This window comes from Serinicoccus chungangensis, assembly GCF_006337125.1.
GTDB lineage: Bacteria > Actinomycetota > Actinomycetes > Actinomycetales > Dermatophilaceae > Ornithinicoccus > Ornithinicoccus chungangensis.
On record NZ_CP040887.1, the window covers coordinates 2939580 to 2953725 of the forward strand.

At 75.2% G+C, this 14146-nt stretch carries 11 protein-coding genes; all 11 read right to left on the reverse strand.

What is annotated here, in order from left to right:
- Positions 1 to 27 precede the first annotated feature (27 nt).
- The 11 genes from FHD63_RS17060 to FHD63_RS13595 all read right to left on the reverse strand — a co-directional run bounded on the left by FHD63_RS17060 (position 28) and on the right by FHD63_RS13595 (position 14131).
- Positions 28 to 537: a GNAT family N-acetyltransferase gene (locus FHD63_RS17060; protein ID WP_420853106.1), complete on the reverse strand. Its 510-nt coding sequence runs from the start codon at positions 535 to 537 to the stop codon at positions 28 to 30.
- A 46-nt stretch (positions 538 to 583) separates the two neighbouring features.
- Positions 584 to 1357 (reverse strand): CPBP family intramembrane glutamic endopeptidase, encoded by a 774-nt coding sequence (locus FHD63_RS13550; protein ID WP_139722480.1) that lies wholly within the window; start codon positions 1355 to 1357, stop codon positions 584 to 586.
- A gap of 70 nt (positions 1358 to 1427) precedes the next feature.
- Positions 1428 to 1985: a hypothetical protein gene (locus tag FHD63_RS13555; RefSeq protein ID WP_139722481.1), complete on the reverse strand. Its 558-nt coding sequence runs from the start codon at positions 1983 to 1985 to the stop codon at positions 1428 to 1430.
- Between the two features lie 73 nt (positions 1986 to 2058).
- Positions 2059 to 4734, reverse strand: a complete 2676-nt coding sequence (locus FHD63_RS13560) for a hypothetical protein (protein WP_139722482.1) — start codon at positions 4732 to 4734, stop codon at positions 2059 to 2061.
- 256 nt (positions 4735 to 4990) lie between these two features.
- Positions 4991 to 6745 carry an ABC transporter ATP-binding protein gene (locus FHD63_RS13565; protein ID WP_238705675.1) on the reverse strand — a complete coding sequence of 585 codons (1755 nt, stop codon included), beginning with the start codon at positions 6743 to 6745 and terminating at the stop codon, positions 4991 to 4993.
- Between the two features lie 23 nt (positions 6746 to 6768).
- The gene (locus tag FHD63_RS13570) at positions 6769 to 8112 is read right to left on the reverse strand and encodes a glycosyltransferase family 4 protein (protein WP_139722484.1); all 1344 of its coding nucleotides are present in this window, start codon (positions 8110 to 8112) and stop codon (positions 6769 to 6771) included.
- Positions 8109 to 9350: a glycosyltransferase family 4 protein gene (locus FHD63_RS13575; protein ID WP_139722485.1), complete on the reverse strand. Its 1242-nt coding sequence runs from the start codon at positions 9348 to 9350 to the stop codon at positions 8109 to 8111. The genes FHD63_RS13570 and FHD63_RS13575 overlap by 4 nt, the downstream gene beginning before the upstream one ends.
- Positions 9340 to 10677, reverse strand: a complete 1338-nt coding sequence (locus tag FHD63_RS13580) for a glycosyltransferase family protein (protein ID WP_158296782.1) — start codon at positions 10675 to 10677, stop codon at positions 9340 to 9342. The genes FHD63_RS13575 and FHD63_RS13580 overlap by 11 nt, the downstream gene beginning before the upstream one ends.
- Before the next feature lie 143 nt (positions 10678 to 10820).
- On the reverse strand, positions 10821 to 11495 hold the full coding sequence (locus FHD63_RS13585) for a response regulator transcription factor (protein WP_139722487.1): 675 nt from the start codon (positions 11493 to 11495) through the stop codon (positions 10821 to 10823).
- Positions 11496 to 11505: 10 nt separating this feature from the next.
- A complete protein-coding gene (locus FHD63_RS13590; RefSeq protein ID WP_139722488.1) occupies positions 11506 to 13038 on the reverse strand; it encodes a sensor histidine kinase in 1533 nt (510 codons plus the stop codon).
- Positions 13039 to 13078: 40 nt separating this feature from the next.
- Positions 13079 to 14131 (reverse strand): DUF2891 family protein, encoded by a 1053-nt coding sequence (locus tag FHD63_RS13595; RefSeq protein WP_158296783.1) that lies wholly within the window; start codon positions 14129 to 14131, stop codon positions 13079 to 13081.
- Between the last annotated feature and the right edge of the window lie 15 nt (positions 14132 to 14146).

The following is a 14146-nucleotide window of genomic DNA, read 5'->3' on the forward strand; positions in this document are numbered from 1 at the left end:
AGCAGGCTGCCCACACCCACGGTGGATTCAGGGCTGGTGGACCGGCGACACCCCTTCGCCCGCATAGGTCACGACCTGACCCGGACGGATCTGCGTGCCCCGCCGCATGACGACCTCACCGTCGACCTCGACCTCGCCGTTCTCGATGACCATGCGCGCCATGGCGCCGTCGGGCACGAGACCGGCCAGCTTGAGCAGCTGACCCAGCCGGATGCTCTGGTCCCGGATCGGCACGGTGGGGACCCCCTCACCCTCCGCCCCCTCGACGAGGTCGGCGTGCTCGGGGTGACGCGCGAGGTAGTCCGGCACGAACGGGCAGGTGGGACGGACGTGCAGGCCCTCGGCGCGCGCATACTGCAGGGCCTCCTCGACCAGGCGACCACCGAGGCCCCGGCCGCGGGCAGCGGGGTCGACCACGGTGTGCAGGAGGTCGATGACGTCGCCGTCGATCAGCTCGTAGGACAGGTAGCCGAGCGAGCGGGCACCGTCCTGGGCTTCCCAACGGCTCCGGTCGGCGAGATGGACGATCTGCGTCATGGGTCCAGGGTATGCCGCTCGACGCGGGGGGAGGACGTGCGCCGGCTCAGAGCCAGCCCACCCGGCCGGCGAGAGCGGCATACCCGACGAAGGCGACGACGTCGAGCAGCGTGTGCGCCACGACCAACGGCATGACCCTGCGGGTGCGCGTGTAGAACCACCCGAGGATGACCCCCATCGCGACGTTGCCGACGAACCCGCCGAAGCCCTGGTAGAGGTGGTAGCTCCCCCGCAGCACCGCCGACGTCAGGATGATGGTCCACGTCGACCAGCCCGCCTGCGCCCACCGGGTGAAGAGGTAGCCGACCGCGATGACCTCCTCCACCACCGAGTTCTGGATCGCGGCGAGGACCAGCACGGGGACGGCCCACCACACGGACGGCAGGTTGGCGGGGGCGACCGTCGTGTTGACCCCGAGCTCGCGGGCCAGGAGATAGAGCCCGAGCCCGGGTATGCCGATCACCGCGGCGAGCATCGTCCCCTGCGCGAGGTCGCGGACGGGTCGGGTGCGGTCGAGACCGAGCAGCCGCCACGGTCGGGCCACGTCACGGCCCAGCAGGTGGAGGGCGAGCACGACCGGCACGAGCGCCAGCGCGATGCCGACGAGCTGGTAGGCGAGGTCGATCCACGGCTGGTCGGGGGCCGCGCTGGTGTTCATGCTGGTGGTCTGCGCCGACAGGCCACCGGGCGCGGTCAGCTTGCGCGTGATGCTGAGGACCGACCACAGGGCGGAGGCGCCGAGACTCACCCCCAGGACGAGCAGCGTCTCGGTCAGCAGGCTGCGCCGTGGCAGGTCGGTCGGTGGAGGGCGAGGGTCCACTCCCCCAGGCTAGGTGCCCGCGCCCTCATACCCGCGCTCGGTCCTGACGGGCACTCCGCGCGGGAGGACCTCAGTCGTCGTCCCCGCCGTCGTCGTCCCAGTCGTCATCGTCGTCGTGCGAGCTCCCATGACCCGAGTTGTCGTCATCGCACTCCTCCCACTCGTCGTCGTCCCAGCACATGACCGGCGAGGGCTGGACCGGGGCGGGCTGGACCAGGGCGGGGGCCGGCTGCACCGGCGCCTGCTGGGACTCCGCCTCCCGGGCGGCCTCCTCGCCCTCCTGCTGCGCCCTGGCCTCCTCGTCGGCCTTCCGCTCGGCCGCGGCCTTCTCCTCGGCGGCCTTCTTGTCGGCGGCCTTCTTGTCCTTCGCCTCCTGCTCCGCCGCGGCCCGCGCCTCGGCGAAGCCCTCGGACAACCGGCCCGTCCCCTCCTGGACCGCACCCAGCAGCTGCCCACCGGTCACGCCCTGGACACCGGGGGAGCTCGGCGGCAGAGCCTCCCCCGGTTCGAGGGCTCCCGCGACGACGATGCCCTCGGTCTCCTGCGCGTCCGCCGCAGCATCGATCCACAGCCACCCACCGGTGAGACCGATGAGCACCAGGGCGAGTACGGAGGCCACCATCTTCATGCCCACCAGTGTGCCCGCCCCGGAGGAGATGCGGGTGAGAAGTTCATGAGAAGGCTCTCACCCGGGCGCCGGGTCACGCGGACCAGCGCGGATCGGCATCCCACTGCTGATCGGCCCACGCGAGCACGACCTCCCGCCAGCGGGGTCGGAGGCAGTAGACGGCGGCCAACCGCGCCACGGTCGCCCTGCGCGCCAGCTCGAGCCGGCGTCCGGGCACGCCGGACTCCCGCGCGACCTCCTCCACCGCCTCCTCCACCCGCTCGGCAGCGGTCACCGACCACATCCCCTGGGCGCGACGCAGTCCCGCGTGGACGGCGAGGTTGGCGAGGTCGAGGGCGGGTTCGGCACGGCATACCGTGTCCAGGTCGACGACCCCCACCCGCTCGCCGTCCCACAGCAGCTGGCCGTCGTGCAGGTCCCGGTGGGCCACCGTCAGGTCGAGGCGCGGCGACCGGTCCAGCTCCTGCGCGGTCCGGGCCAAGCGCTCGGGCCAGGGGGTCCCGGCGAGCAGGTCGAGCGCCCCCACCCGCTCCGCCCACGTCCGCAGCACCTGCGCCTCGTGCGCGGGGGTGTGCGCCGTCAGCCCGACCGTCGGCAGCTGCTGCCACCGCTCCCACCCGGCGGTCCACGCGGCCCAGACGTCCGGCCAGCTCCCGTCGGACGCGAGCCGCTGCACGGGTATGCCGTGCAGCGTCGTCGTGAGGACCGCCCCGTCGGTGCTGTCGAGGACGTCGGCGGCCGCGAAGCCGGCTGCGCGCGCCACGGCAGCACCGCGCACCGACGCCTCGACCAGCCCCTCGGCCCGTCCCGGTCGCACGACCTTGAGGTAGCCGTCCGCCCGGTGGACGACCGCCCGCCTGCCCGCACGGTGCACCAGCAGGCTGCCGGTGCGGGCCTCCGCGGCGAGCGCAGGCAGCCGCGGGTCCTCCCCGTGCGGGAGGAGGGTCACCTCGCCCCCGGTACCGAGGGTGCCGGCGCGCAGCCGGCCGCGCTCGTCGAGACCCTCGACGGCCACCCGGGCCCGACCGTCGCGGACCCCTGCCGGCCAGGCCCGCCCGATGGTGACGGTGACCCGTGCCCCACCGGGGCCGTCGACCTCGGTGTGCGACTGGATCTCACGAGGCACCCGCCACGCCGGGCGAGAGGTGGTCGGGCCGGCCGACCCGCCGGGGTCAGGCGACGTGCCGTTGCCCGGTGACGAGCCGTTGTCCGGTGACGTGCCGGGGGGACCGGCCGGGTCCGGGTGGCGGGCCAGGGCACCGCCGGGGTCGCTCCGACCGATCCACCGGCCTCCCGGGAGCAGCGTCCCCGTGACGTGGTCGAGTGCCAGCTGCCCCACGTCCCGGGTCTGCTCCCGCCAGCCCGGTGCCTGCGAGCGCCAGGGCTCCGTCACCCGCGCGAGCAGGGCGGCGGACACCCAGGCGCCGGAGAGCGGGGCCCACCCGTAGCCGTCGACGAACGCCTCCCACGCGGGCGCGCCGTCACCCTGGACGGGGTCGGCCGCGCCCCCGCTCTCGTGGCGCCTCCGCACCTCGTGCAGGATCTGCGCGGCACGCACGGAGGCGAGGTCCAGCTCGACGGGCCCCAGGCACGCCCGGTCCAGGTCGGTCAGCCGCACCACCCCGTCGTCGCCGAGCAGGAACTGGTCCAGCGACAGGTCACCGTGGAGCAGCACCCGAACAGACCCCTCGGCACCCACCCGGTGGCCGGTCGTCGTCGGGTCTCCATCCGGGCCCCGCTCCGGCAGCCCGGCGAGGGCGAGCCGTGCCGGGTGCGCCACCTCCGGGGCGACGGCGTGCAGCAGCGTCAGCGAGCGGCGGGCGGCCGCCAGCAGGTCCTCCCAGCCACGCTCCGGCAGCTCCAGCGACTCCAGCAGCTCCGGCGGCACCGGCGCGCCGGCGGACGGTGCCGTCGAGCCCGTCGTCGTCGCGGTCGGACCCGGCAGCGACGCCCGGTGCAGCCTCGCGGCCAGCGCCCCGGCCGCCCGCGCGGACGCGACGTCCGCCTGCGCGAGGTCGGTCCCCTCGACCCATGGCCACACGCTCACCCGCCTCGACACCCGCACACGGCCCTCGACGGCGCCTGGGTCGACCTGACCCTCGGCGGGGTCGACCTGCCCCTCGACGACACCCGGGTCCACCTGACCCGCGGCGGAGTCGACCTGCCCCTCGACGACACCCGGGTCCACCTGACCTGCTGGGCCGCCCTGATGCCGGTCGAGCGGCGCCACGACGGGCAGCTCCTGCGCGGCGAGTGCTCGGGCGACCGCGGACATCCGCCGGGCGTGCGGCTGCGCGGTGACGCGCACGACCTGGCTGCCGCTGCGCACGACGAGCCTGCGCAGCGGGTTGTACCGCAGCAGGACCAGGTCGGGTGCCGCGAGGTCGAGTCCGCTGCGGCGCAGCGGGCTGCCCAGCTCCGGGTCGGTGGCGATGCCGCCCCAGACGAGCTCGGCGTCCCACTGCGGCAGCGGCAGCGAGCCGATGAGGGCGCCGTGCCCGTAGCGCTCGGCCCGGGCCCGCGCCTTGGCCGCCTTGGGCCGAGCCGGCCCGATGAGGGCCTGCACCCAGCCGACGACCCGGCCGTCAGGACCCAGGAGAGCCGCGGTATGGCTCACTCCTGGCTTGGGACGGACCCGCGTCGCCCGCACGGATGTGCGCAGCAGCCCGCTGAGCCGCTCCGGGTCGAGCAGCAGCTCCAGCACGGGGTCCGGGGTGCGCCGGTCGTCCTCCCTGGTCCTCGCGTCCACCGTCGTCCCTGCGTCCTCTCTGGTCCCCGCGTCCTCCGTGATCCTTGCGGCCACCCCCGCCGCACCCCGGGGGAGGTCCTCGCCACGTCCCGCCGCACCGTGCGGGACCATCCCGCCAGGTCCCGCGGCACCGTGCGGGACCTCCTCGCCACGTCCCGCCGCACCGTGCGGGACCATCTCGTCACACCCCACCGACCCGCGCGCGACGGCTCCGCCCCGCGCTCCCGTTTCGGGCCCGTCGCCGTGCAGGCTGCGCTCATCCATGGCTCTCCTCCAGCACCCCGTCGAGCGGCGCGTCCTCGGGCCTCCCGGTCCAGGTCACGCGCCCCTGCTCCAGCACGACGACCCGGTCGGCGCCGCGGGCGACGTCGAGGTCGTGGGTGATCATCACGCTCGTGCGGCCGCGGCTCAGCTCCCTGATGGCCTCACCCACGAGCGTCACGTTGTCCGGGTCCAGCCCGGTGGTCGGCTCGTCGAGGAGCAGCACCGGGGCGTCGCGCAGGAAGGCGCGGGCCAGGGAGATCCGCTGGCGCTGCCCGCCGGAGAGGCTGCTCCCCCGCTCGCTGACCTGCGTCTGCAGCCCGTCCGGGAACTCGTCGGTGAACTCCGTCACCCGGGCGAGCCGGGCCGCGCGCAGCACCTGGTGGTCGCTGGCCTCGGGCCGCCCCTGGCGGATGTTGTCCTCGATCGTCCCGGTGAAGAGCACCGCGTCCTGCTGCACCAGCGCGACCTGGCCGCGGAGGTCCCGCAGGTCCAGCTCGCGCAGGTCCACGCCGTCCAGGTGCACGCTGCCCGAGCCCGGGTCGAGCAGGCGCAGCAGCAGCGCGGCCACGGTCGACTTGCCCGAGCCGGACGGGCCGACGATCGCGACCCGCTCGCCCGGCTCGATGCTCAGGTCCACCCCCCGCAGCACGGGCAGACCGGGCACGAACTCGAGGTGCACGTCCCGCAGCTCCACCGCGCCCCGGACGACCCCCAGCCGCACCGGGTCCGTCGGGGAGACGATGTCCGGCCGCTCGTCGAGGAGGTCGGCCACCCGCTCCCCAGAGGCGCTGGCGCGGGCGATGCGACCGGTGTACTTCGCCAGGTCGCGCAGCGGCTTCATCGACGTCTTGAGGTAGGTCAGGAAGATGACCATGTCCCCGGGGGTCATCGCGCCCTGCAGCACCCGCGCCCCACCCAGCACCAGCACGGCCGCGGTCGCGACGCCGACCAGCACGTCGGTGCGTCGCTCGAGGGCCGCGGCGAGCCGCCGCGCGACGACGCCGTCCTTGAGCGAGCGGTTGTTGGATCCCTGGAAGGTGCTCGAACGGTCGCGCTCCATCCCGTATGCCTGGACGTGCGTCATCCCGGTCAGCGTCTCCTGGGCGACGTTGGCCAGCTCGCCCTCGCTGCGCCGGGTCTTGCGCGAGGCGTGGGTGATCTTGCCCGTCGACATCCGGGAGAAGAGGACGAAGACGAGGATCGCGACGAGCACGATGAGCGCCAGCACCGGGTCCAGCCACGTCATCACCCCGAGCATCGCCACGAGGGTGAAGACGTTGACGACGAGCGGCATGCCGGCGGTGACCGCGACCTCCTGCAGCCGGCCCACGTCCGCCACCAGCCGCTGCACGACGTCACCGGAGCGCGCCCGGCCGTGGTAGCTGCGCGACAGGCCCTGGACGTGGTCGAAGACCGCCGCCCGCAGCCGCGTCGCGACCCGGCTCCCGCCCAGCGCGAACGCCACCGTCGCGCCGTAGTTGCACACCGCGCGCATCCCGATGATGGCGATGGTGCCGAGCCCGCAGGCGACGAGGAGCTGCACCGAGGCCTGGGGCCCCGGCTCGGCGAGGTTCGCGCCCAGGCTGCGGGTGAGGGCGTCGATGACGAGCTTGGTCGGCCAGGGCTCCAGCACCCGGAAGACGACCTCGAGCAGCAGCAGCACCCCGCCGCCGGCCAGCAGCGCGCGCTGCCCCTCCAGGTGCGGGACCACGAGCCCCAGGGTCCGCCGCAGCGGTGAGGCGGGCACGCTCGTCCCTGGGTCCGCAGCCATCAGCGCCCCCCGGCCGCCGGGGCCGCGGACGAGGCGGCCCCGGTCGGGACAGTCCCGGTCGAGACGGGCTCGGTCGAGACAGCCGCGGAGGTATGCCCGGACGCCGGGCGCGTGGTCGACGTCACCGGCGCGAGCGTGGCGTCGAGGACGTGCTCCCACGAGTGCTCGCGCTCCATGAGCCGGCGCGCGGCGGCTCCCATCCGGCGGGCGGCGGCCGGGTCGGCGACGAGCGCGTCGACGGCGGCCGCCAGCGCGGCCGGGTCCGACGGAGGCACGAGCAGACCGGTGACGCCGTCCTGCACCACGGCCGGGATCTGGCCGATCCGGGAGGCGACCACGGGGAGGGCGGCGGCGCCGTACTCGTAGACCTTGAGCGGGGAGAAGTAGTGGTCGTCGCTGGCCGGGTAGGGCGCGACGGCGACGAGGGCGCCCTCGAGCGCGGCCGGCACGTCCTCGGGCGCGAGCGCACCGGTGAGCTCGACGGACAGCCCGTGCCGGGCGGCGGCCTGCTCGACCGCCTCCCGCTGCGGCCCGTCGCCGACGATCCGCAGCCGCCAGGCCTCTCCGGCGAGCGCTGCCGCCTCCAGGAGGTCCTCGACGCCGTGCCAGGGCTTGAGCGTCCCGACGAAGACGACGACCGGGTCGGTCTCCAGGTCGGGGGTGACGGCGCGGATCCGGCGGGTGTTGACCCCGTTGGGGACGACGACGACGCGGGCACCGCTCGTGGTCCCGGCCAGGTCGGCGACGCGCGCACCGCCCGTGGCCCCGTCTCCGTCGGCGACGTCCGCACCGGTCCGCTCCCGCACCCACGCGGCGACCCGTTCGCTCACGCAGGCGACGACGTCGGCGGCACCGACCTGGGCTCGCAGGGCGTCGACGCTGCTGGCCTCGTCGACGAGGACGCGGTGCCGCTGCTGCTCGTCGATGAGCGGGGCGTTGACCTCGAGGATCGTCCGGACCCGGGCACCGAGACCCCGCCTCGCGAGGTGCAGCACGCCGGAGAAGAGCGAGTAGCGCTCGTAGACGACGTCCGGGGCGGCGGCCACCACCCGAGCGCCGATCTCCGCCGCGGCCTGCCGCTGGGCCACCTCTCGCCGGGCGGCGGCACCGGGGTCGGCGGCACCGGTGCTCGACCCGGTGCGGCCGACCGGCACGTGGTGGACGACGAGGTCGGCGAGGTCGGCCGGGACGTGGTCGGCGTCGCCGAGGCGGACGGCATACACCTCCACCTCGGCGCCCCGCCGGCGCCAGGCGCGCACGATCTCCTGGATGTGGACGCTGGCCCCCTTGGTGCCGAAGACGGGGATGCCGGGGTCGGCGCAGACGTAGGCGACGCGGGTCATCGGGTGGCTCCTGCCGTCACGGCGGCGAGGCGTGCCGCCTGGGTGGTGGTGTCGTAGTCGCGCTCGACGAGCGCGCGGGCGGCCCGGGCGACCTCGACCCGCGGCCAGGAGGGGTCGGCGACCCGGCGCAACGCGTCGGCGACCCGACCGGCGAGGCCGGCGGGGTCGCTGGGCAGCAGGATCCCGGTGGCGGGGTCCGCGTCGTCACCCGGGCGGACGGCCTCGGGGATGCCGGTGACGTCGGTCGCCACGCACGGCACCCCGCTGGCCATCGCCTCGAGCAGCACGGTGGGCAGCCCGTCGGCGTTGCCGTCGGCGCCGACCACGCACGGCGCGACCAGGACGTCGGCCCGGTCCAGCTCGGCGACGAGCTCGCTCTGGCTGCGCGACCCCAGCAGGGTGACGGCGTCGTCGACCCCGGTGCGGCGGACCTGGGCCGCGAGCTCGTCGGCCCGCTCGCCCTCGCCGACGACCCGGACCTCGAGCGGCATCCCCTGCGAGCGCAGCGCGGCGACGGCGTCGACCAGGTGGTCGAAGCCCTTCTTCTCGACGATGCGCCCCACGGCCAGCACCCGGAGCGTGTCGCCGACCGGCCGCGGGTCGCGGTAGTCGAAGCGGCCCAGCTCCAGGCCGTTGCGCACGAGGGCGACCTTGTCGGCCAGCCCGGGGTCGACCTTCTCGACGAGGAAGCGCCGGTTGTAGTCGCTGATGGCGATGACGGCGGACGCGCGGGCGAGCACCTCGCGCAGCACCACCCGGTCGACGTCCTCGTGGAAGAGGTCCTTGGCGTGCGTGGTGACGGTGAAGGGTATGCCGGTGAGCGCGCTCGCGATCGCGGTGCACCAGGACGCCATGCTGGCGAAGTGCACGTGCACCCGCGTGATGCCGTCGCGCCGCAGCCGCAGCGCGAGGTCGACGCCCTGCGCCACGTCGGAGGGGTCGAGACGGACCAGCAGCGGCATGAGCGCGCCGAGCCGGGCGCCGAAGTCGGGCAGCTCGGTCTGGGCCTGGGCGAAGACCTCCCACTCGGCGGACAGCTTGTGCGCCCGCGGCAGGTGGGTCACCGGCGCCTGCACCTGCGCGAGCTGGGGGTGGAAGCGCGAGTCGGTGGTCGGCCGCAGGGCGTAGATGGCCAGGTCGTCGCCGGCGGCCTCGCGGGCCAGGATCTCGGTGACGACGAAGGTCTCGGAGAAGCGCGGGTAGACCTTGAGGACGTAGGCGGTGCGGTCAGACGGCAACGGGGAGTCCTTCCTCGCGGGCGGGAGCACGGTGGACCGAGAGGGCCGGGTCGGCGGTGAGCACCGGGTCGGGAGCCAGCCCCGGCGCGGCGGTGAGGCCCGGTGCGGCGGTGGGCGTCGGGGCGGCCGGGAAGGCCGGTGAGGAGCGGACCAGCCTGGCCGCGGAGGTGGCCACGGTCCGCAGGCCGCCCAGGTCGAGGTCGCCACGGTCGACGCGACGCCCCACGGCGTGGCCCCACCAGCGGCTGATGGCGGTGTCGGTCAGGTCGCGCTCGCGCAGCAGGTCGGCGGCGCCGACCCGGGCGAGCGCCTCGGCCCGGATGAGCTGCTCGGTGCGCGGGCGCTCCCGCGGCACGAGGAGGGCGGGGACGTCGGTGGCCAGCGTCTCGGCGACGGTGTTGTAGCCGGCCATGGACACCGAGGCCGCCGCCCGGCGGATGAGCCCGGCCGCGTCGTCCACGCTGCGGACCACCCGCGTGCCGCGGGCGGCCTCGCGCTCGACGCTGCGGTGGTCGGCGTCGCTCATCTGCGGGCCGGTGACGAGCAGGTGCCGGTGGCCGGCCGGGACGCGGGCGCGGGCCGCCGCGAGGCACAGCCGGGTGCCGTCGCTGCCCCCGCCGGCGGTGGTGACGAGGTAGGGCCGGTCCGGCTCGACGTCGGTCGGCTCCTCGGCCCGCCCGTGGGCGAGGAACCCCTGGTAGCGCACGAGCGGGCCGAGCTCGGGGGGCAGCTCGCCGGAGCGGCGCAGGTCGTGCACGCCGGGGTCGCCGTAGACCCAGATCTCGTCGTAGATCTGCGCCACCAGGTCAGCGGGGGTCTGGCGCCACTCCGACTCCACCGCCGCGGGGGCGTCGAGGACGTCGCGCAGCCCCAGCACGAACCGGGTCTGCGGCAGCTCCCGGCGCATGGCCTGCAGTCCGGCGAGCAGCTCGCCGCCGACGCCGAGGGCGTGCCGGTCGACGACGACGAGGTCGGGGCGGAAGGCGAGCCCGGTGGCGCGCACGATCTCCCCGCGCACCGACAGCACGGTGTCCATCCCCAGGTCGAGGTGGCGGGGCCCGTAGCCGCGCCGGCCGGCCGCCTTGCCGATCGCCGGGAGGGTGACGACGTCGAAGCCGGCCGGGAGGCTGCGGGCCGCGGCCCCGCCGACACCGTTGAGGAGCAGCCCGGTGACCGGGCACCCGGTGAGCACCGGCAGGCGCTGCGAGAGCGTGTGCGCGAGCGCCCGGTTGCGCCGGAAGTGGCCCAGCCCCTGGGAGTCGTGGGAGTAGAACAGCACGCGCAGGGGCGCGCCGCTGCCGGGGACGTGGCTGGTGCGGTGGTCCATGTCGTCCTCTCCCGCCCGACCGGGTGCCGGTGCGTGGAGACGAGTGAACACGGGCGGGATGAGGGGTGGATGACACGTCCATGAGACGGCTCTCATGCACGGTGACCAGCCCTGACGCCGCGACCCGCGGCGTCGGTGGGACGTCAGCGCTCGAAGCGGTAGCCGACCCCCCGGACCGTGCTGATGCGCTCGGCGCCGACCTTGGCGCGCAGGTAGCGGATGTAGACGTCGACGACGTTGGAGCTGCCGGTGACCTCGAAGCCCCACACCCGGTCCAGCAGCTGGTCCCGGCTCAGCACCTGGCCCGCGTGGTCCATGAGCTCGCGGGCCAGGGTGAACTCCCGCGCGGACAGCTCGACCGGCTCGCCGTCGACGTGCACCGTGCGGGCCGGGATGTCCAGGCGCACCCCACCCACCTCGAGGACGTCCTCCGTGCGACCGCCGGCCAGCGCCTCGGCGTGCTGGCGCAGCCGGAGCTTGACCCGGGCGCGCAGCTCCTCGACCCGGAAGGGCTTGGCGAGGTAGTCCTCGGCCCCGCTCTCCAGACCGTGCACCGTGTCCTCGACCGAGTCGCGGGCCGTGCACATGATGACCGGCACCGGCTCGTCCATGGTCCGCAGCATGCGCAGGACGGTGAACCCGTCCATCTTCGGCAGCCCCACGTCGAGCACCACGAGGTCGACCTGCCCGCCGCTGGCCGCCTCGAGGGCGGCGATCCCGTCGGTGACGACGGTGGTGCGGTGGCCGTCGGCCCGCAGCCCCCGGTCGACGACCCGCGCGATCCCCTCCTCGTCCTCCGCGATCAGGATGTGCGCCATGAGGGGCAGGCTACCCGGCGGTGCGGACCGGCTCCTCCCGCGCGGCCGGGGGCCGACCCCGGGCCGGGTCGTCGGCGCCACCGGCCGGGATCCACACGGTGAAGCGCGACCCCAGCCCCTCGACCGACTCCACCCCGACCGCACCGCCGTGCGCGTCGGCGATGGCCTGGACGATCGCCAGCCCCAGGCCGCTCCCGTCGACGTGGGTGGCGGACTCGGCCCGGCCGAAGCGCTCGAAGACCCGCTCCTGCTCGCTCTCGGGGATGCCGGTGCCGTGGTCGGAGACGCTCAGCACCAGGTAGCGGGAGGAAGGTCGGGCACCCAGCTCCTGGGCCCGCCACACCTGGGGGTCCTCGTCCTGCGCCCAGTCCGTCGCCAGCTCGACCGCTGACCCCTCGTCGCTGAACTTCACCGCGTTGGCCGCCAGCTGGACCACGGCCTGGATGACCCGCTGCCGGTCGAGGACGACCGCGCCCTCGGCGTGCGCGGCGAGCTGCCACTGCCGCGGGCCGAGGGCGGTGATCCGCTCCATGCACTCGACGGCCAGCTCGGTGACGTCCGTGGTGCCGGGCCGGAGGAAGTCCTGCCGCTGCGCGCGGGCCAGCATGAGCAGGTCGTCGACCAGCCGCTGCATGCGGTCGACCTCGTCGAGCATGAGGGTGCGCGTCGCGGCGACGTCCTCGGGGTCCTGCGGGCGGAGCAGCTCGGCGTTGCCGCGCAGGATGGTCAGCGGGGTCCGCAGCTCGTGGGCCGCGTCGTCGAGGAACTGCCGCTGCAGCCGGACCCCGTCCTCGATGCGGTCCAGCATGGCGTTGAAACGGTGGGCCAGGTCGACGATGTCGGTCTCGCCCGACACCTCGACCCGTCGCGACAGGTCCTCGGTGCTGATCTGGGCGGTGGCGTCCTGCAGCTCGCGCAGCGGGCGCAGCAGCCGGCCGAGGACGACGTCGGCCAGCGCGCCGACGACCAGCAGCGAGACCAGGCCGACGCCGGCGTAGGTCCAGACGCGGCGCCACACTTGCCCGGCCAAGGTGCCCGAGTCGATGGCGACGACGAAGGTGCCCGTCCGCTCCTCCTCCGGCAGCCGGACGTCGGCCACGATCACCGTGAGCGTGGTGCCCTGCGTGTCGACGGTGTCGATGACCGCCCGGCCCGGCTCGAGCGGAGTGCTGTCGATGAGCGCGAGCACGTCGGGGTGGTCGACCGCGAAGTCGCGCTCGCCGACGCTCTGGTACTCCGGCTGGCCGTCGATGAGGGCCAGGAACGCCTCGTCGGGGCTGGCGATCGAGGTCCCGAGGAAGGAGAAGAAGAGGGCGTCGGCGTCGGTGAACGGCTCGTCGTCCAGCTGCGGACCCGACCGGGCGAGCGCGGTGACCTCCTGGATCTCCTGCTCGAGCTCGGCCCGGACGCGTTCGTCGAGGGAGCGGAACTGCACGGCGAAGGCGATCATCCCGGTGAGGGCGATGACCAGCGCCGTCATACTCACCATCATCACGAGCAACCGGCGGCGGACCGTCCAGCCGCGGCGGGCGGTGTCGCTCACGGCCAGCCGCCGTCACAACGGTGCGGGGCGTGGGCCGGGCTCACGGGCCCGCCCCGTCGGCGAGGAGCGCGAAGGACACCAGCCAGTGCGTGGCCATGAAGTCGCCGTCGGTGATCTGCACCAGCACCGCGCCCTCCTGCTCACCGGCGGCCCGCCTCAGCCGGTCGGCGGCGGGCTCCGGCACCCAGGGTGCCAGAGACCGCAGCGCCCACGCCCGCGACAGCGCGAGCCCGAGCAGGTGGGCGCCCTGGCCGTCGGTCGGGTCGAGCACCTGCGGCACCTCGAGCAGGTGGGCGTGCGCCCCCTCGCCCAGCCCGGGCAGGACGCGGCCCAGCCAGGCGGCACCGTCGGCCCGCCCGAGCACCTCGGTCATGAGCAGCGCCTCGGTGAGCGCCGGGGAGAGGAAGTCCGAGCCGCCCGGCTCGGTCCCGGTCGGGGCCGGCCCGTCCTCGCCGAACCAGCGGACGGCCGCCTCCCCGCACGCCCGCACGACGTCCTCCCGCCCCAGGCGCCGGTAGGCGTCGCGCAGCAGCAGGAGCGCGAAGGCGTCGTTCTGGTGCTTGCCGTGGCGCACGGGGTAGCCCTGCCGCGGCAGGTGCGCCAGCACCCGCTCGGCGAGCAGGTCCGCGAGCGGGGCCAGGGCCCTCGCCCAGCCCTCCGCCTCAGGGACGCTCGCCACCGCCGCGTCTGCCGCGGCGGCCAGCTGCGCCGCCCACGCCCAGCCGTAGGGGCGCTCGTAGCCGGGTCGGGCCCGCAGGTAGTCGACCTCGGTCGCCAGGTGCTCCTCGATGAGCCGCTCGGACAGCAGCGACCGGGCGGCGACGCGCTCGGTCTCGCCGAGCGCGTCGGCATACCTCGTGAGGAGGGTGACCAGCGACCACTGCATGTGCACGCACGAGTGCCAGTCGAGCGCGCCGTGGAAGGCGGGGTGCAGGCGCGACGGCGTGACGTCGGTGTCGCCCGGCCCGAGGACGACGTGGCCCGGCGCCCAGGGGTATGCCGTGCCGATCACCTCGCGCGCGATGCGGCTCCAGGCGCGGGCGTGCGGGTGCGCGGCGGGGCGGTGGTCGCGGCGTGGTGCGTCGGGGGTCACGGGTCCATTACTACA